This window comes from Vibrio sp. 9-16B-A1, assembly GCF_056726165.1.
This window is the reverse complement of record NZ_JBSDZD010000002.1, coordinates 248,216-266,898: the sequence shown is the minus strand read 5'-3', so window position 1 is coordinate 266,898 and position 18,683 is coordinate 248,216. Positions and strand designations below refer to the sequence as shown.

Annotated in this window: 20 protein-coding genes; 16 read left to right on the top strand and 4 right to left on the bottom strand. The window is 50.7% G+C overall.

Annotated features, from left to right (window positions below; translation table 11 throughout):
- The first annotated feature begins 302 nt into the window (after nt 1-302).
- From ACVB80_RS04915 to ACVB80_RS04895, 5 genes are all read left to right on the top strand, one after another.
- Complete coding sequence (locus tag ACVB80_RS04915) at nt 303-1,529, top strand: sugar ABC transporter substrate-binding protein (protein WP_481080154.1); 1,227 nt, start codon at nt 303-305, stop codon at nt 1,527-1,529.
- Between the two features lie 9 nt (nt 1,530-1,538).
- Nucleotides 1,539-2,822 (top strand): carbohydrate ABC transporter permease, encoded by a 1,284-nt coding sequence (locus tag ACVB80_RS04910; RefSeq protein WP_481080153.1) that lies wholly within the window; start codon nt 1,539-1,541, stop codon nt 2,820-2,822.
- 2 nt (nt 2,823-2,824) lie between these two features.
- Entirely contained in the window at nt 2,825-3,658 is an 834-nt protein-coding gene (locus ACVB80_RS04905) for a sugar ABC transporter permease (RefSeq protein ID WP_481080152.1), read from the top strand.
- 18 nt (nt 3,659-3,676) lie between these two features.
- Nucleotides 3,677-5,455, top strand: coding sequence for a glycoside hydrolase family 13 protein (locus ACVB80_RS04900; protein ID WP_481080151.1), 1,779 nt, complete (start codon nt 3,677-3,679; stop codon nt 5,453-5,455).
- A 227-nt stretch (nt 5,456-5,682) separates the two neighbouring features.
- A complete protein-coding gene (locus ACVB80_RS04895; protein WP_481080373.1) occupies nt 5,683-6,480 on the top strand; it encodes a TrmB family transcriptional regulator in 798 nt (265 codons plus the stop codon).
- Between the two features lie 70 nt (nt 6,481-6,550).
- On the opposite strand, the gene xthA is transcribed toward ACVB80_RS04895, so the two are convergent.
- The gene (xthA, locus tag ACVB80_RS04890) at nt 6,551-7,357 is read right to left on the bottom strand and encodes an exodeoxyribonuclease III (RefSeq protein ID WP_481080150.1); all 807 of its coding nucleotides are present in this window, start codon (nt 7,355-7,357) and stop codon (nt 6,551-6,553) included.
- A 106-nt stretch (nt 7,358-7,463) separates the two neighbouring features.
- Between xthA and ACVB80_RS04885 the strand changes: the two genes are divergently transcribed.
- Genes ACVB80_RS04885 through ACVB80_RS04875 form a run of 3 tightly spaced genes read left to right on the top strand, consistent with a single transcriptional unit; the run spans nt 7,464 to nt 9,056 of the window.
- On the top strand, nt 7,464-7,889 hold the full coding sequence (locus ACVB80_RS04885; RefSeq protein ID WP_481080149.1) for a GNAT family N-acetyltransferase: 426 nt from the start codon (nt 7,464-7,466) through the stop codon (nt 7,887-7,889).
- Nucleotides 7,879-8,655: a phosphotransferase enzyme family protein gene (locus ACVB80_RS04880; protein WP_481080148.1), complete on the top strand. Its 777-nt coding sequence runs from the start codon at nt 7,879-7,881 to the stop codon at nt 8,653-8,655. The genes ACVB80_RS04885 and ACVB80_RS04880 overlap by 11 nt, the downstream gene beginning before the upstream one ends.
- Before the next feature lie 56 nt (nt 8,656-8,711).
- Nucleotides 8,712-9,056, top strand: a complete 345-nt coding sequence (locus ACVB80_RS04875) for a DMT family transporter (RefSeq protein WP_481080372.1) — start codon at nt 8,712-8,714, stop codon at nt 9,054-9,056.
- A gap of 84 nt (nt 9,057-9,140) precedes the next feature.
- Here the strand turns inward: ACVB80_RS04875 and ACVB80_RS04870 are convergent, their stop codons facing one another.
- Together ACVB80_RS04870 and ACVB80_RS04865 are read right to left on the bottom strand one after the other, a co-directional pair.
- Nucleotides 9,141-9,926 carry a DUF4198 domain-containing protein gene (locus ACVB80_RS04870; protein WP_481080147.1) on the bottom strand — a complete coding sequence of 262 codons (786 nt, stop codon included), beginning with the start codon at nt 9,924-9,926 and terminating at the stop codon, nt 9,141-9,143.
- Nucleotides 9,927-9,997: 71 nt separating this feature from the next.
- Entirely contained in the window at nt 9,998-10,309 is a 312-nt protein-coding gene (locus ACVB80_RS04865) for a hypothetical protein (protein ID WP_481080146.1), read from the bottom strand.
- A 215-nt stretch (nt 10,310-10,524) separates the two neighbouring features.
- Here ACVB80_RS04865 and ACVB80_RS04860 point away from each other — a divergent pair, with 215 nt between their 5' ends.
- The 8 genes from ACVB80_RS04860 to ACVB80_RS04825 all read left to right on the top strand — a co-directional run bounded on the left by ACVB80_RS04860 (nt 10,525) and on the right by ACVB80_RS04825 (nt 17,270).
- Nucleotides 10,525-10,764 (top strand): FeoA family protein, encoded by a 240-nt coding sequence (locus ACVB80_RS04860; protein WP_481080145.1) that lies wholly within the window; start codon nt 10,525-10,527, stop codon nt 10,762-10,764.
- A 9-nt stretch (nt 10,765-10,773) separates the two neighbouring features.
- On the top strand, nt 10,774-13,233 hold the full coding sequence (feoB, locus tag ACVB80_RS04855; RefSeq protein ID WP_481080144.1) for a ferrous iron transport protein B: 2,460 nt from the start codon (nt 10,774-10,776) through the stop codon (nt 13,231-13,233).
- 9 nt (nt 13,234-13,242) lie between these two features.
- On the top strand, nt 13,243-13,401 hold the full coding sequence (locus ACVB80_RS04850; protein ID WP_481080143.1) for a FeoB-associated Cys-rich membrane protein: 159 nt from the start codon (nt 13,243-13,245) through the stop codon (nt 13,399-13,401).
- 193 nt (nt 13,402-13,594) lie between these two features.
- Nucleotides 13,595-14,353: an amino acid ABC transporter substrate-binding protein gene (locus ACVB80_RS04845; protein ID WP_481080142.1), complete on the top strand. Its 759-nt coding sequence runs from the start codon at nt 13,595-13,597 to the stop codon at nt 14,351-14,353.
- Nucleotides 14,353-15,027, top strand: coding sequence for an amino acid ABC transporter permease (locus ACVB80_RS04840; protein ID WP_481080141.1), 675 nt, complete (start codon nt 14,353-14,355; stop codon nt 15,025-15,027). The genes ACVB80_RS04845 and ACVB80_RS04840 overlap by 1 nt, the downstream gene beginning before the upstream one ends.
- Complete coding sequence (locus ACVB80_RS04835; RefSeq protein ID WP_481080140.1) at nt 15,024-15,761, top strand: amino acid ABC transporter ATP-binding protein; 738 nt, start codon at nt 15,024-15,026, stop codon at nt 15,759-15,761. The genes ACVB80_RS04840 and ACVB80_RS04835 overlap by 4 nt, the downstream gene beginning before the upstream one ends.
- An 88-nt stretch (nt 15,762-15,849) precedes the next feature.
- Nucleotides 15,850-16,467 carry a 3'-5' exonuclease gene (locus ACVB80_RS04830; RefSeq protein ID WP_481080139.1) on the top strand — a complete coding sequence of 206 codons (618 nt, stop codon included), beginning with the start codon at nt 15,850-15,852 and terminating at the stop codon, nt 16,465-16,467.
- Nucleotides 16,468-16,580: 113 nt separating this feature from the next.
- A complete protein-coding gene (locus ACVB80_RS04825; RefSeq protein WP_481080138.1) occupies nt 16,581-17,270 on the top strand; it encodes a substrate-binding periplasmic protein in 690 nt (229 codons plus the stop codon).
- 53 nt (nt 17,271-17,323) lie between these two features.
- On the opposite strand, the gene ACVB80_RS04820 is transcribed toward ACVB80_RS04825, so the two are convergent.
- Complete coding sequence (locus ACVB80_RS04820; RefSeq protein ID WP_481080137.1) at nt 17,324-18,337, bottom strand: manganese-dependent inorganic pyrophosphatase; 1,014 nt, start codon at nt 18,335-18,337, stop codon at nt 17,324-17,326.
- Between the last annotated feature and the right edge of the window lie 346 nt (nt 18,338-18,683).

The following is an 18,683-nucleotide window of genomic DNA, read 5'->3' as shown; positions in this document are numbered from 1 at the left end:
TTTTCTCCCCTGTTGGAAGATAAATGAGAGATTGGTCACCTGGGTGGTTCATTTTTGGTGATTGCGGTCACATTTTTGGCTGTGATGGACTCTGTTTTGACAGTTGGGTGGCTGTCTCGACCCTGGTTCTTTTAGTAAAACGGCCACGATTTTAGGGCATCGTAAATGCCCCGCCATTAAAGGCTTGGTGACTGTGATCACAAATGTACTTGTGTTGGTGTGATTAAATGTTGACATATAAGTCGACGAAATTAACCTAGTCGTACAAGGTGAACTACCATGAACAACCAGACGGTGCAATTATGAAAAGAAACCTGATAGCAGCAGCCCTGATAACCTCGGCTTTATTTGCCGGTCACGTCAGTGCAGAAGAGATAAAGCCGGAAGCCGGAGCAGAACTGTTGGTCTGGACGGATAAGTCCACAGTTGACTACATGAAGTACGCAGCAAAGGAGTTTAATGCGGATTTTGGTTATAAGGTCAAATTCAGTTTTCGCGGTCTGGCCCCGATTGACTCTGCATCACGCCTGATTCAGGACGGTGGTTCCGCCAGGGTTGCGGACGTGGCTGAAATCGAGCATGACCTGCTTGGCCGGCTGGTAGTAGCCGGTGGTGCGATGGAGAACTTGGTGTCGGCAGACAAGATCAAAGCCGATTTTCTTGACAGTGCTGTTGCGGCTTCAAAGTCTGAAAACATGGACTACGGCTTCCCGGTCAGTTTCGCTACTACGGCGCTTTTCTATAACAAAGATTTGCTGCCAAAACCGCCGGAGACTTTTGAAGAGATCATTGAGTTTTCCAAAACCTTTAATGATAAAAAGGCGCACAAGTACGCGCTGTTGTGGGATATCCAGAACTACTATGAATCGCGTATGTTCCTGACCCTGTATGGTGCCTATGAGTTCGGTAACCAGGGTACGAATGCCAAAGACATTGGTATCAGCTCTGAAGAAGCACAAAAAGGCCTGATGGCGATGAAGTCGCTGCAGGTGGCGAATGATTCCAACCCAATGGATATGCGTAACCCTCAGGTACGCCGTGGTCTGTTCAACGAAGGCAAAGTAGCGGCGATTATCGATGGCCCATGGTCAATACAGGGTTACCAGAATTCCGGTGTGAATTTCGGTGTGGTACCAATGCCGAAGCTGGATGGCCAGCAACCACGGACCTTCTCTACTGTACGTCTTGCCGTGGTTTCGTCCTACACAGAGTATCCGCGTGCTGCTCAGCTGTTTGCTGACTATATTTCCTCAAAGAAAATGCTGCTCAAACGCTATGAAATGACCAGTTCGATTCCACCGATGAAGTCGGTGCTGGAGGATATTATCAGCGAAGCGGATGAAGCCACTTACGCGATTATTGCCCAGAGCTACTTCTCTGATGCGATGCCTTCGATTCCTGAAATGGGCTTTATCTGGTCTCCAATGGCGAGTGCTATTACCGCAACCTGGGTGAATAACAAGCCGGCCAAAGAGTCACTGGAGCGGGCGAAAGCCATCATTCAGGAACAAATCGACCTGCAGGAATAAAGAGGACTTATGTTGTTAACTGAAACCAGAGCGGCACCCCGGGTGCCCGCTTCCATCCTGCTGATGGGGGCGACGCAAATGCAAAGAGGGCACTGGGTTAAGGGGCTGTTCTTCCTCAGTGTTCAGTTGCTGACCCTGCTGATGTTGCCTGAACTGATCGTAACTCTGAAAGGTCTGGTCAGCCTGGGGGACGTAGCCCAGGTACGCAAGGGCTTCAAGATCATTCAGGGTGATAACTCAATATTTATGCTGGTAGAAGGCGTTATCGCCCTTATCTGTCTGTTTTTGGTGGCCTGTACTTACGCTATTAACATCAAAGACGCCAGAGCGTGTCAGCGTTGTACCCTGACGGCCGGACAGCAAGTTAAAGCGATCTATGATGATAAGTTTGCGTTTATCGTGCTGTCACCGGCAGTGCTGGCCAGTATCGCCTTTATTATCATGCCGATTGTTATCACGGTGCTGGTTTCATTTACCAACTATTCTGCCCCGAACCATATTCCGCCACGGAATCTGGTGGACTGGGTTGGATTTAAGAACTTTATTGCACTGTTTGAACTGAAAATCTGGTCCTCGACCTTCTTTGGGGTCGCAACCTGGACGGTATTGTGGGCACTGTTCGCAACGATTTGTACCTGTGGCTTTGGCTTTGTTCTGGCGCTGGCGCTGGCGAACAAAAAGATCAAAGCCAAAAAGGCGTGGCGGTTTGTATTCATTCTGCCTTATGCGATCCCCGCGTTTGTTACTCTGCTGATGTTCCGCCTGCTGCTTAATGGGGTGGGGCCGGTTAACGCTGCGCTGAACAGCTGGGGATTTGACTCAGTGGCGTTCCTGTCTGATCCGGTGCTGGCCAAAATCACCGTTATCGCGGTCAGTGTCTGGGTGGGGGCACCTTACTTTATGCTGCTTATCTCCGGTGCGCTGACCAACATCCCGACCGATCTCTATGAGGCGAGTGAAGTGGATGGAGCAAACAAGTTTCAGCAGTTTTGGGAGATAACCCTGCCGATGGTATTACACCAGGTAGCGCCATCTCTTGTGATGACTTTTGCCCACAACTTTAACAACTTCGGCGCGATTTTCCTGCTGACAGAAGGCGGGCCAATTAACCCTGAGTACCGTTTTGCAGGACACACAGACATTCTGATCACCTGGATCTACAAGCTGACGCTCGACTTCCAGCAGTATCAGATTGCTTCAGTGATTTCGATCATTATCTTCCTGTTCCTCTCCGGCATTGCCATCTGGCAGTTCCGCAGAATGAAATCCTTTAAAGACGATGTGGGGATGTAATTATGGGTAAGCTACTTGAAAAACTGGGAACAGCGATAGTCTACCTGTTCCTGACCCTGAATGCCCTGCTGGTGCTGGGGCCGGTGATCTGGACCATCATGGCTTCATTTAAGCCGGGTAATAACCTGTTCAGCTCATCGTTTGGAAACTTTGAGTTTACTCTGGACCACTACGTGGCGCTGTTTACCGACACACCCTATTTTGAGTGGTACAAGAACACCTTCTTTCTGGCCTCGGCGAACATGCTGATTTCACTGGTGATCGTGACCATGACGGCGTTTGTGTTTTCCCGTTACCGCTTTAAGGGTAAGCGCAACATCATGATGAGTATCCTGGTCCTGCAGATGTTTCCGGCGTTCCTCTCCATGACCGCGATATATATTCTGCTGTCAAAAATGGGACTGATCGACACCTATATCGGCCTGCTGTTTGTTTATGTGACCGGTTCGCTGCCCTTTATGGTGTGGCTGGTAAAAGGTTACTTCGATGCGATTCCCACCTCACTGGATGAGGCGGCCAAAATCGATGGTGCGGGACACATGACCATCTTCCTGGAGATCATCCTGCCACTGGCAAAACCTATCCTGGTGTTTGTCGGGCTGGTCTCCTTCACCGGGCCATGGATGGACTTTATTCTGCCAACGCTGATCCTGCGAAGCGAAGAAAAAATGACCCTGGCAATCGGCATCTTCAGTTGGATCTCTTCCAACTCGGCCGAAAACTTTACCCTGTTTGCTGCAGGTTCCCTGTTAGTCGCGGTGCCAATCACCCTGCTGTTTGTCGCGACTCAAAAACACATCACCACCGGTCTCGTCAGCGGTGCAGTAAAAGAATAATAATCAGGAAGCAGTTTTATGATTACAAGAAGTGCATTAGTACACTCGGCAAAGAGTGCGGACAGTTACGCCTACGATAATGAAACCCTGCACATTCGGTTGCGCAGCGCCAAAGGCGAAGTTGAACGTGTATCACTCTGGATAGGTGACCCTTATGTATGGGCCAAGGGTGGTCTGGATGGCGGAAATCTCGGTGGCAGTGATGCTCACGGATGGATTGGTGGTAACGAAGTAGAGATGAGCCTGGAAGGGCGTACCGAACATCATGACCACTGGTTTGCCGAGTTTAAGCCGCCAAAGCGCCGCAGCCGCTACGGTTTTATTCTGCACGGTAAGGAAGGAGAAAAGATCCTCTTTGGTGAAAAGAAGAGTGTGGATCTGAGTGATGAAAACACAGCGAAGTCAGAGCTGAGTAATCTCAGCAACTTCTATTGCTTCCCGTACATCAATCCCAGAGATGTTTTAAAAACACCGGACTGGGTAACAGACACCATCTGGTATCAGATTTTCCCGGAACGATTTGCCAATGGCCGTCCGGAGATTTCACCAGAAGGCGTGATGCCATGGGGCTCAGTGCCGAAGTCGGACAACTTTATGGGCGGCGATCTGTGGGGAGTGATCGATAAGCTCGATTACCTTCAGGAGCTGGGGATCAACGGCCTGTACTTCTGCCCGATTTTTACCGCTAATGCCAACCACAAGTATGACACGGTGGATTATTACAATGTCGACCCGCATTTTGGTGGCAATGAAGCGTTTAAAGCCCTGGTGGAAGAAGCTCATAAACGCGGTATGAAAGTGATGCTCGATGCCGTGTTCAACCATATTGGCTCAAAGTCACCACTGTGGCTGGATGTGGTGGAAAACGGTCAGGATTCCAAATACGCAGACTGGTTCTGGATCCACCGCTTCCCGGTTTATCCGGACAAACCCCGTGAAGAGTGGGATTACCACAACTTTAACTACGAGACCTTTGGCAACGTGATTGAGATGCCAAAACTCAATACTGAAAATGAAGAATGCCGGGCCTACCTGCTGGATGTGGCCCGCCACTGGGTGGAAGAGTTTGATATCGATGGTTGGCGCCTGGATGTAGCCAATGAAGTAGACCATGATTTCTGGCGTGATTTCCGCCGGGTGGTAAAAGATCTCAAACCCGATTGCTACATTCTGGGTGAGATTTGGCATGAGGGCATGCCATGGTTGCGTGGTGACCAGTACGATTCACTGATGAACTACCCGCTGACCCAGGCGGTAACAGATTATTTCGCCCTGGGTTCGACAGACAAGCAGGAGTTTATGGATGGTGTGAGTCAGTCGTATCTGGCCTATCCGCGTAACGTTAACGAAGCGATGTTTAACCTGCTCGACAGTCACGATACTACCCGGATTATCACTCTGTGTGGTGGGGACAAAAGGAAAGCCCGGCTGGCGTACCTGTTTATGTTCACCCAGGTGGGTGCACCATGTATTTACTACGGTGGAGAGATTGGTCTGGATGGTGGCCGCGGTATGGGTGAAGAGGGCAACCGAAAATGCATGCCGTGGGACGAGGCAGATCAGGATCTGGAGTTCCGGGCTTTCATTAAGTCGATGATCGAACTGCGCCGCGGGCATCCTGAGTTCAATCAGGCATCAATCGACTGGCTGGAAACCGGTGATGAGGATTGTGTCGCTTATCAGCGTGGTAAGTTTCGCTTCGTACTGAACAATTCCAGACAGTCTAAATGTATCTGTGTGACCGGAGAAGAGGTGACTTTGGGTGAATACGGTTACCAGATAGACACCATTGCCTGAAACCCTTCGGCTCAGAATTCTCCCTGTATTTGAGGAACACAGCAGTATCCGCTGTGTTCCTCACAGCCAGGTTTTTTCTTCAATTATATCTTTCCTGTTGATGCAGGTGTTTGTGGTTTTTCATGAGCTTACAGGCGCTGCATCTTGCCTATAAAAAACTAGAGTCAGTGTGTCTGGAGTGATAATCTTGGGAAAAATTTACAATGAATAGTTTCAGAGGTCAGTCGGTGTCAGATATTGTAACCAAGTTGATGGACTTCGGATTTACCAAAACCGATGCCATGGTGTATATCAACCTGTTAAAAAACGGGCGCTCCAGTGGCTATAAAATTGCCAAGGAAATCTCCCTTTCCCGCTCTTCGGTTTACTCTTCGATTGATAATCTTTATGCCAATGGCTTTATCTTTTTGTCTGACGGTGACACTAAAGAGTATCAGGCGAAGTCACCGGATCTTATCTTCAGTCAGATCGAAAAGAACACGCTCACTAATATTGCTTACCTGAAAAAAGAACTGGCTCAGATGGCGCTTCAGGAAGAGAAAGAGTTTGTTTACAACGTATCCGGCTATGAGAACCTGGTTCAGAAGGCAAAGGAGCTGATCGTTCAGGCACATCTGGAAATTTACATTAACTCAGACTTCCACCTGAAGCTGTTCCGCAAAGAGCTGTGTGAGGCGATTGAACGTGGTGTACGGGTCATCGGGTTTTCATTTAATAAGCTTGAACTTCCGCATGAAAAAATGGAGATGTACTCCCGTTCAGAAGAGACCGAAAAAAATTACCCGTCTCACCGCTTTATGCTGGTGGCTGACATGAAGAAGGCGCTGGTTTTTTCTCACCGGGCAGAAACGGTTGGCTTGTACACCAACAATAAACTTATGGTGAAGATGATTGCCGAACACATCCACAGTGATATCTACCTGACCGAGTATGAGCGGGCTCAGCCGGAGAAGCGTGTCCGGATCAACACCATGCACGAGCAGTCTAACGCTATGGTTCAGGATGACCTGTTAAAGTCAGGCTGAGAGTGTGAAGTATAAAAAAGCCCGGTTTTGAATGCTCAAAACCGGGCTTTTTACTTTATACAGAAAGGGATTACTTAAACACAGACCAGATAGGTGCGTGGTCGGAAGGTTTCTCGATACCACGCAGTTCGTAGTCGATACCAGCTTCGGTGCACTTACCTGCCAGAGATGGGGTCGCCAGGATCACGTCAATACGCAGGCCACGGTTATCGTCAAAGCCTTTTGAGCGGTAATCAAACCACGAGAACTTGTCATCCACATCCGGGTGCAGGTTGCGGAAGGTATCTTCAAAGCCCCAGTCCAGAAGGATCTGCAGCCATTCGCGCTCAATTGGCTGGAATGAACATTTGCCGGTTTTCAGCCAGCGCTTGCGGTTTGGCTCACCGATACCGATGTCAGCGTCGATCGGGCTGATGTTGATGTCACCCATCACAATCAGCTGCTCGTCGCGGTTGTGGTGCTCATTGAGATACGTCATCAGATCTTTGTAGAACTGTTCTTTGTACGGGAACTTGGTCTCGTGACTGATGTTGTCACCCTGAGGGAAGTAGCCGTTCAGAACCGTTACTTTCTGGCCATCTTCCTGCTCAAACGTCGCCATGATCATGCGTTTCTGGTGTTCTTCATTATCGGTCGGGAAGCCTTTTTGTACTTTCACCGGCTCCTGCTTGCACAGCATAGCTACACCGTAGTGGGCTTTCTGGCCGTGGAAGTAAACTTTGTAACCCATCGCCTCAACGTCTGCGACCGGGAAAGCCTCGTCATGCACCTTGATTTCCTGCAGACCGATCACATCCGGGTCGTGTTTGTCGATAATAGCCTGAAGCTGATGAAGGCGGGCTCGCAGGCCGTTGATGTTGAAGCTGATGACTTTCATTTAGATTCCTTATTATCCAGAGCGCGCTTTGCGCACAAGGTGGTTGATTATAGCCAAAAAGTATGGAATTTTGCGAGAGCAGATCATCCCGCATTCAGGAGGCTACATGCAACGCGCACTGACTATTCGCCCTGTTTCACCTCAGCAGACGGTTCCCGTTCGCCACCAGGTTCTCTGGCCCCACAAGCCAGCCAGTTTTTGTCTGCTGGAAGACGATCAAAACGGTGCGCACTATGGCGCTTTTGTTGATGAGCAGCTGGTATGTGTGGCTTCCCTGTTTGAGCATAAAGGGGAGGTCCGGCTGCGTAAGTTTGCCACTCTGGATGCGTTTCAGGGGAAGGGGATTGGCAGTGAAATGTTGCGCTATCTCCTGGATGAGCTCACTGCCAGCGGGGCTACCCGGTTCTGGTGTGATGCCCGGGAAAGCGCACTGGATTTTTACCGCCGCTTTGGGCTTGAGCCTTTTGGTGAGCGTTTTTACAAGGCGGATGTCGCTTATTTTAAAATGGAGCTGGTGTTTGATGAACAGTGAAACCAGAGAGGCGCTGGAAGGCGGGCGTGACGGGATTTACCGCGAAGGAGATAATGTGTACCGCCCTGCCAGTCCCTGGACGCCGTATGTGCATGACTTTCTCAATCACCTCCATCTGCGTGGTTTTCATGCTGCGCCCCGGCCGGTTACTCTTACTGATGGCCAGGAAGTGGTGAGCTTTGTTCCCGGAGAAGTGAGCAATTATCCACTAAGTGGCGCTGTGGCCGGGGAAAAGGCTCTGCTGTCAGCTGCGCGCCTGCTTCGCGATTACCATCAGGCCGCCCAGGATTACCCTGTGCCGGAAAACGCGTGCTGGATGCTGCCACCTCAGCAGCCTCTGCAGGTATTGTGTCATGGTGATTTTGCTCCTTATAACCTGGTGATGACGGGGGAGGAGGTCACCGGGATCATTGACTTCGACACGCTTCATCCGGGCCCCCGGGTCTGGGATGTCGCTTATGCCGTTTATTGCTGGGCACCGTTTAAAACCGATGAGGGGGATAAGCTCGGTGGGCTGGAAGAGCAGATCCGAAGGGCGAAATGTTTTTGCGATAGTTACGGCCTGTCTCAGGCTGAGCGGCTGACATTGGTTGAGTGGATGATAAAGCGGCTCAGAGCTCTGGTGGATTTTATGCGCGCTCAGGCCAGCAAAGGAGATCAGCAGTTTCTGGACAATCTGGAGAAGGGGCATCTTAAGGGATATCTGGACGACATTGCGTACCTGAAATGCAACAGTGATGCTGTCACTGAGGGTATTGCTATTTAGCGGAAAGCAGCTTTGTTAGTTTATGGTTTAAGTTCGGGAGTACTGAAATGTTATCTCTGCTTGCATCCGCTCCGCCCGCCGTGGCGTTGAGCATGGCAATTATTTGTGAGGTATTTGCTACCTCTTATCTGCCCAAAACGGAGCAGTTTACCCAGCTGCTGCCGACGGCACTCGTTCTTGGAGGGTATGGTGCCGCATTTTACCTGTTGGCGATAGCAGTAAAAACAATGCCGCTCGGTATCGCTTATGCTATCTGGTGTGGCGCGGGCATTGTCCTGGTTGCCGGCCTTGGCTGGCTGGTCTACGGTCAGAAACTGGATATCTATGCAGTGCTCGGGATTGCACTTATTCTGGCCGGTACTGCGATTATCAACTTGTTCTCCCAGACGGTCTCACACTGAGCCACCCTGGCATTTGAATACTCGAAAGAGACGGGGAGCCCAACGGCTCCCCGTGCTTGTTCCCGATTGTCAGCTAAGCTGACATTACAGGTCTTTTGCTTCAATCCAGATAACAGCGTCCTGAGACAGCTCTTTGCCTTTGTACTCGGTGTCAGGACCGGTGCCCAGACACGCAAAGCCCCAGTGGCCGGCTGCCGGAATACCGAAAGTGAACACGCCGTTCGCATCAGTCAACGCTACCATTGACGCTGCCGGTACATCTTTGTGCGTACCTTTACCGAATGCGTTCGCTTTGCTGTCGATATCAGTGTTGATGAACTCGATCTCACACTCAGCGCCTGCAACCGGCTTGCCGTTTGACAGAACCTGACCGCTGAACGTGCTGCCTGCAATAACCTGGTATGGCTTGTTCATAGGAACGATTTCGGTTTTCAGACCCAGAGGCTCTTCCCAGCCAGTTGGCATCGCAGATTTGTTAATGAAGCGCTTGGTGATCTGCTGAATGTAGATGTCTTCGCCTTTCTCGTAGTATGGAGCCGGAGTTGCTGCAAAGATGTAGTCGCCGTTGCGGCGTACTTTGTATTCTGCCTGGTAAGCTTTCGCTTTGTTGTCCGGACCAGTCCAGGTGATCTCTTTCAGTGAAGAGGTCAGGTCAGTCTGCTTGCCTTTGAATGATACGAAAAACTGTTCTGGTTTTTCCATATCCATTACGTGGCCGTTTTCCATTGGGTGACCAAACACCAGTTTCATGTCCAGTGTTGTTGGCTGTTCAACCATAGATTCCGGGGTGTACATCAGAAGGAAGTGAGCGTTTGATGCTGCCGAGAATGTCAGGGCTGCAGCAGTAGCGGCCAGAGTCAGTTTTTTCATATTGTTCATCCTGTAAACGATTATAGGGCGCTGCTAAAAGGGGCAACGCCAAAAAAAGGGGGCTATGAGGTTTATTCGACGATGTCTTTGCCTGCAATTACGATAGAGTGGCCCGGGCCTGCATTGAACTCCACTGAGTAGTCGCCAGCCGGTTTCTGGAACTCGAACTCGCTGTCTTCAGACATTTTACCTTTAACTACTTCAGCACCGTTGCCATCTTTTACCAGGATCTCAACGCCTGCGGCAGAAGAGCCGTCAGAGAATCCGCCTTCACACAGTACCGTGTTGTCACCAAAGTCATAGCAGGAAAACAGAGGGGTATGCGCCATCGCCAGGCCTGGTACGAATGTAGCTGCGATTAGAACGGCAACAGACTTTTTCATTATTTATTCCTTAATTCAGTGCATTACGGGCTTTTCTTAAACGGGCCCGATTCAGATGCGATGCAGTCTATCCGGAATTATTCTCATTTGGAATGGAGAATTAATCTCATTTGCAATAAAATTGATCTGGATCATAAAAATGATAATGGTTCTCAATTGTGTCTGTGCTAGACTTTGCTCAGCAATAAACAGTAAGTAATTGGATGTAGAACGCTATGCGTAATAACAAGCTGCTCTCGCAACTGGAAGTGGGACGTACAGGTAAAATTCTCTCTCATCATGGTCAGGGCGCGATAAGGCAGCGACTGCTTGACCTTGGCCTGATCCCGTCGTCCGATATTACGCTGGTTCGCACTGCACCACTGGGTGACCCGATAGAAGTAAAAGTGGGTCACAATCACGTGGTTCTGCGCATCTCTGAAGCGGATACCGTTCAGGTAGCGCTGGCCGGGTAATAAGAAACAATGAAACCGATGAATGTTCTGCTTGCCGGGCAGCAAAATGCCGGAAAATCCACCCTGTTTAACATGCTGACAGGTGCGCGCCAGCACGTTGCCAACTATCCGGGTGTCACTGTTGATAAGAAGAGCGGCAACCTGTCGCATGACGGCCGTACTGTCTGCGTTACCGATCTTCCGGGTACATACAGCCTGACCTGTTACTCTCTGGAAGAGCGGGTGGCCCGTGGCGCACTGCTCGATGAGCAGACGGATGCGGTGATCAACGTGGTTGATGCCGCGAACCTGTCGCGCTCACTGCACCTTACCCTGCAGCTGATTGAAATGGAAAAGCCGCTGATGCTGGTCCTCAATATGATGGATGTGGCAGAAAAGGCCGGCTGGAGCATCGACGGTGATGCTATGTCCCGCAATCTTGGGATACCGGTAATCAAAGCGGTTGGCCGTAAGGCTCAGGGAACGGAAGCTATCCTGTCTGAGCTTGATTCTGTAGCCAATGGCAAGCCTGATTACGGTTTTCCTGAACTGGATATCAGTATTAAAGCCATTGCGGGCCTGCTGGAAAGCGAAGAGATCAGTCTTGATGCACCACTGAACTGGCTGGCCCTGCGCCTGCTGGAGCGTGACGACCAGGTATGGCAGCAGTTGTCGCCTGAACTCAGCCCTTCGGTCGAGTCTCTGGTCAGCAAGGCTGAGGAGCAACTGGAACTGCCGGTACGTGACTATATCGTTGCCCAGCGTCACGCTTATATACAGCAGCTTCTGCAGGACTGCACTCAGGTGTCTGAGCCGGGTAAGGCCAACAGCCTGAGCGCCAAAATAGATAAAGTTGTGCTGCATCCGATCGGCGCGCCGCTTTGTCTGCTGGCTACCGTATTTGCTATCTATCAGGCATCGATTGTCTGGGGTTATGAACTGACCAACTACACCTGGCCGCTGCTGGCAAGCCTGCGTGAGTGGGCGGCATCTCTGCTTCCGGCAGCCGGTTTCCTGCATGATCCATACACCCGAGCACTGGGTCTGTGGATCGTGGACTCAGCCAACACACTGCTGAACTATATTCCTATCTTCCTGATCCTGTTTGCACTTATCGCTATCCTGGAAGACTCGGGTTATATGGCGCGTATTGCTTTTATTGCGGATCGGGTACTGAACCGTTTTGGTCTGCACGGCCAGAGCACGCTACCCATGATTTTGAGCGGTGTGTTTGCCGGTGGCTGTGCCGTACCAGGCATCATGGCGACCAAAGGCATTCCCGACAACCGGGCGAGGCTGGCCACCATTATGACGGTGCCATTTATGAACTGCCTGGCTAAGGTACCGCTTTATACCCTGCTGGTGAGTACTTTCTTCGCTGAAGACAAAGCGCTGATGATGTTCTTTATCTCGACCATTACCATCGTTTTTGCACTGCTGGTGGCCAAACTGCTGACCAAAACTGTTCTTAAAGGTACGGAAACGGCCCCGTTCGTAATGGAGCTGCCACGATACAACCTGCCAACACTGCGCAGCGTGCTGACCCGTGCGTTTGAACGTACCTGGACCTACGTGAAAAAAGTCGGAACTATCGTTGTCGCAGTTTCTACCGTGATTTTTGTATTGCTTCAGTTCCCGGGCCTGTCACAGGAAGCGGAGCAGGGCTATCAGGTACGTGCTGAGAAGGCGGTGACCAGATTTGAACGCGCACTGAATAAAACGCAGTACGCTGAGCACATCAACCGTGACAACCTGACCGATCTGGTTAACTACTACACCGACTTTAAGCGGGCCAAACTGAACGCTTCAGGCGCAGAAGGTTCGAAAGCGGTGAGCGAGAAATTCAAAGCCCGTAACAGTGAGTATTTCACCGTCGTGGTGCCACGCAGTAAAGAGGCGAAGCAGCTTAACCGTGCGCTGCGTAAACTGGACTCGGAGCGTAAAAAGATCCGACGCGAGATCAAAGAGCAGCAACTGGCTACCTCCCTGCTTGGCCGTTTTGGCCGCGCTCTGGAGCCGGTGACACAATACGCAGGTTTTGACTGGAAGATCAACGTCGCTCTGTTCTCATCATTTGCTGCCCGTGAGTCAAGCGTGGCAACCCTGGGCGTGCTTTTCCAGCCGGATGAAGACAGCAGTGAAAAACTGGAAAACCGTATTGGCTCTGCCAGCGATTTCAAACAGAAAGGCCAGCTGTCTGCGGTGGCGCTGATCCTGTTCTTCGCCCTGTACCCGCCTTGTCTGGCGACGGTCATGATGATCAAAGTTCAGACCGGTCAGTACCGCTGGATGCTGCTTTCAATGACGCTGCCAACGGCACTTGGGTTGGGTGTTGCCTCTGCGGTTTATACCATCGGCAGTGCGTTTGCGATATCGGGTATCGCTGCGATGGGGGGGACTTATGCCCTGGCACTGGCATTGCTGCTGACCATCGGTTTGTATAAGCACAAAACCAGTCAAGATATGACCACCCAGCCTTCAGCCGGATAAGGAGTGACTATGTACGAACAATCAACCAGCCTGACAGAAATTTTGGTTCTTGCAGCTGCTGTTACCGCAGCAGGTGGATACCTTTACTACAAATGGGTGAGAAAGCGCGGTCAGTGTGGTGGCTGTTCGGGGTGTCCTTCGGGAAACCGCAGTCAGTGTGGAAAATAATCAGAGCCCGGCGAAATGCCGGGCTTTTTTGTAAGGGGCGTGTTCTGTGAAGGCCGGGCCCTTGAATAAGGAACCTGTTCAATATCACGATTCTGGTTCATTCTTGTGGTGAATTACATAGATCAATTCGTTATTTATCACAGATTTCAGCCTGGGTTAGAGTGAGCGGAAATTAGATCAAGGAGTACTAATCATGTCCGCTTTCAAAAAACTATTACTTGCTTCCCTCGCTATCGCCACTACTTTCACTTCAAGCGCAGCGCTCGCTCAGGAAGAAGTCAAGGTGGGCATGTCTGGCCGCTATTTCCCGTTTACCTTTGTCAAACTTGATGAGCTTCAGGGTTATGAAATCGATGTATGGAATGAAATCGGCAAGCGTGCTGACTACAAAGTCGAGTTCGTGACCGCAAACTTCTCCGGCCTGTTCGGTATGCTGGAAGCCGGCCATATCGATACTATCAGTAACCAGATCACCATCACTGACGCGCGTAAAGCCAAGTATGCGTTTTCTGTCCCATACGTAGTGGACGGCGCTCAGGTTGTTGTGCGTAAAGGCCGTGATGATATTCAGGGTATTGAAGATCTGAAAGGTAAGAAAGTCGCGGTTAACCTGGGCAGTAACTTCGAGCAACTGCTGCGCAGCCACGATAAAAGCAACGAGATTAATATCATCACTTATGACAGTGGTTTTGAGCAGGACGTCGCCCTTGGCCGTACCGATGCCTTCGTGATGGACCGTGTTTCCTCTGCTGAGCTGATTAAGCAGTCTGGTCTGCCTCTTCAACTGGCAGGTAAGCCGTTTGAAACTATCGAGAACGCGATGCCGTTTCTGAACACGCCTGAAAAACTGGCCATCAAAGCTAAGGTGGATAAGGCGCTGACCGAAATGAAAGCCGACGGCACCCTGACCCGGATCTCTCAGAAGTGGTTTGATGCAGATATCACCCAGTAATGAGTAGCTTCGATTTAGATTACATGCTGGCGTTATTCCCGATACTGGTAAAGTATCTGGGAATAACGCTGCAGATGTCGCTGACAGGATTTGCAGTCGCTCTGGTCCTGTCCGTCCTCCTGGCTCTGGTGCGAGTCTTCCGGGTGAAAGGCCTCAGCGCTCTGGTTGTCGTATATATCTCATTTTTTCGTGGTACGCCGCTGCTGGTTCAGCTGTTTCTGCTCTACTATGGTCTGCCGCAGATCTTCCCGGTATTTGTCGGAATGGACGCGTTCACCGCAGCGGTGACTGGTCTTTCGTTGCACTTTTCTGCCTACATGGCAGAGAGTATTCGCGCCGCTATTCTGGGTATAGATAAAAGTCAGATGGAAGCCAGCCTGAGCATAGGTATGACAAAGCTGCAGGCTATGCAGCGGATCATTTTGCCGCAGGCTGCCCGTGTCGCCACTCCGTCATTGATGAACTACTTTATCGACATGATAAAAAGTACTTCGCTGGCCTTTACCCTGGGTGTTGCCGAAATCATGGCAAAAGCGCAGATGGAAGCTTCCTCAAGCTTTAAGTTTTTTGAGGCGTTTATGGCCGTAGCACTGATTTACTGGGTTGTGGTGGTGTTCTTTACACAAATTCAGCACGCCCTGGAGCTTAAACTGAACAAGGCGTTTGTACGATGATCCAGGTAAAACAACTGAGTAAACAATTTGGTGACCATCTGGTGCTGAATCAGATAGACCTGGAAGTGGAGAAAGGTGAGATAGTGGTGATCATTGGCCCGTCCGGCACCGGAAAATCAACCCTGCTGCGCTGCCTGAACTACCTGGAGACGCCAACCAGCGGTAAGATTTCAATTGGCGATGTCGCGCTGGATGCTGAACAGGCCAGTGAGAAAGAGATCCACCGGCTCAGAACTCAAAGCAGTTTTGTGTTTCAAAACTACGCATTGTTTGCCAATAAAACTGCGCTGGAGAATGTCGCTGAATCTCTGGTAACCGTGTGGAAAGAGCCCAAAGCAGAGGCATTTCAAACCGCAGCAGAGCTGCTTGACAGCGTCGGTATGACAGAGCATCAGCATAAATACCCGGCCCAGCTCTCTGGTGGCCAGCAGCAAAGGGTGGGGATTGCCCGTGCTATGGCCTGTAAAGGAGAGGTCATCCTGTTTGATGAACCGACTTCTGCCCTTGACCCTGAGTGGGTTGAGGAAGTGCTGGCTGTGATGAAGCAGCTTGCCCGGCAGAAACAGACCATGATAGTGGTTACCCATGAAATGCAGTTTGCCCGTGAAGTTGCAGATAAAGTCATCTTTATGGAAGGTGGCGTGATTGTCGAGCAGGGACCTCCGGAGCAGATCTTTGGTGAGCCGCAGCATGAGCGTACCCGAGCATTTGTCGCCAGAGCGGGCAATTTCTGATAAAACGGGCACCCGGCATCTGGCCGGGTGTTTTGTTTCTGCTCATTCCCGCTATAATTCCGGGTTTACCCCATTTCAGGATTATCCCATGCAGCCTTTGGCAAACTCAGTCATCGTACTCGATTTCGAAACCACCGGTCTTTCTCCAAATATGGGAGACAGGGCAATAGAGATTGGTGCAGTAAAGCTGGTTGATGGTGAGGTCACAGATACCTTTCAGCAGCTGATGAATCCGGGCTTTCGGGTTAGCGGTTTTATCGAGAACTATACCGGGATCACCAATAACATGCTAAGTGGAGCGCCGGGCTGTGAGGAAGTGATGGCAGAGTTTGCGCAGTTTATCGGTGACACACCACTTGTCGCGCATAACGCTTCTTTCGATAAGCGTTTTCTCGATGCTGAGTTTGACCGTATCGGTGCCTGTTATCCGGGGCAGTTTGCCTGCTCCATGCTGGTTGCACGCCGCCTGATCCAGGATGCGCCCACCCATAAGCTGGGTGATCTGGTGCGTTATAAGCAAATTGAAAACGACGGCACTTTCCACCGGGCGCTGGCAGACTCCCAGATGACAGCGAGACTCTGGATGCTGATGCTCAGGGAGCTGGAAGAAAAGGGCGTTCATCAGCCAGACTTTGCGCTGATGCAGAAAATCGGCAAAACCAGCAAGCACGCAGTTGGTGCTTTGCTGGCGAAGTGCGCGGGTTAGGTTTGGATGTCAGTAACTTTGTGGCATGCGCCGGAGAGTTGCTGAGCATATTCGACACCCGGAATCGGCCTGGCTAAGGTTAGTTTAAGCGGCTTAACCAACAGGCAGGTGAAATGCGCGGGATAATCTCTTTGTTACTTTTGGTGAGCTTCGGTGGATGGGCAGGGCAACTGACCATTGCTTACCGCAATCATGCGGACGATTTAATTGCGCCGAGTAAAGAGGTGATCGATGCTGCAATAGCCAGAGTGGCTCCCGGCATCGGGACGGAGTGGAAACTGGTTCCGCTGGAGCGGGCCCGGTACATGATGGAGGCGGGTAAACTGGATGCGGACTTTGGCCGTACCCTGCTGGCGTATCAGGATACCGAAGAGGTGGTATTGCCATCTTCACCAGTATTCAGCGCTCATTACTACCTGTTCTACAGGAAGGGAGAAGCCGTGCAGCGTCTTGAGCAGTGGAAAGCGGAAAAGGTGGTCGCGGTCAGGGGTGACAAACAGGTAGAGAGCCTGGGCCTGAATGTCCACTGGGTCAATTCAAAAGAAGCCGGGATGAAAATGGTGTTGCATGAGCGGGCGTTTGCCTTTCTCTCTTTCAGCGGAGCAAAAAAGTTGCTTGATTGGGAGGAGTACAGCGAACTGGCTGTCAGTGACGATCCGATTTTCAGCGTGTCGGTTTATGTTGCATTTCATCAGCGTCATAAAGCATTAGCTGAGAGACTTGGGCCCGTGTTTCGGCAAATGGCGGAAGAAGGTACAACAATCAGTATTTATGGGAAGTACGGTTTTTCAATCCTTCCCTGATACCGGACAGGAAAGAGAGGCACTTTGCCTCTCTTTCTGTTTTTACTGCTTGCTTAGTTCAGCGCTTCAACGGCTTTTTGAATGGATGGTGCCAGCTGACGTTTACGGGAAGTTACGCCAGGCAGTGTCAGCCATTTTTCAGCTTTACTGCCTTTAAACGCCTTTTGCGCGACTTTGGTATCGCTTTCATCAATCCAGATCAGGTTCGCCTGCTTGTTTTTGGTGTCAGTTACCGAGAAGAAAAGATGATCCAGTCCGGCTGAATTTTTGTGTGCTTTCATCGCCTGGATGAACTCGGCTTTGCGGCTAAGAAGCTGCTCTGCAGTCAGGGTTTCTGCCACGCCGATGCCAACTTTTTTACCGGCAAACTTAAAGTTCTTGTAATCCATGGTCAGAATCACATTTGCATCAAGGCGGCTCAGGTCCGATTTGGCTTCAAGCATCCTGCGGCCGAACTCTTTCATATCTGTAATCCCGGCCTGCTTTGCCAGTGAAGCAGCATACTGATGGTCATATTGTGTGGTGGTCGGTGATTGCAGCACGACAGTATCAGACAGGATCCCGCCGAGGGTCACGCAGGCAATCTCTTTGGTCAGGCTACGGTTCATCTTTGCTGCGCGGTCAGCCAGGATGGTCGCCGCAGAGCCCCATGGACGAACATCCAGCGTCGCCACCTGAGCCATGTTTACCGGCTGTCCCCCAATCGCGTGATGGTCCACAATCGCGACGATACTGGCTTCATCAATGGTTTTATGCAGTTGGGTTTTCTGGTTGAAATCCACCAGGCCTACCCGTTTGCCGGAGAAGTCCACCTGGAGTGGTGGTTGCTCTGCGTTACAGTACTCCAGTACAAACTGGCTTTCCGGATTAACCCTGCCAGGTACAACCGCTTCGCCGCCATACAGGTGCGCGGCAATCATCGCTGAAGTCACGGTATCGGTATCCGGGCTGAGGTGACCGGTCCAGACCAGGTTAGTTGTGTCATTGTTTGATGGCGCATCAAGATCAAAAGCTGCAACAGGTGCTGTCAGTAACAGAGAGGACAGAGCCAGGGTAAAGTGTTTCATAAGAGTAGTCTGCTCAGGCAAATTAAGTTGCAGTGAGAGTAGTGGCGAAAGATGAAGATATTGTGACAGTCCAGGTTAAGTCATTAAAACATAATATTGTTTTCAAAACTGTAAGAGGTTATTTGTCCTTTTGATGGGCGGGGTGGGGTTATCATTCCGGAGTGAGGTGAGCGAAACCGAACATTACAGGGTTTCGGTTTCGAAATTATCCGGGCCATAAAGCTGTTTTATGTTCGAATTCGAATGATTGTATTGATGCGCTTTCGGATTCGAACTGGCCCATCTCTTTTAGTGCGTGTATTACCCAGGCTGAAGGCAGTGAGCGCCCGAACGTTGGCCCGACCAG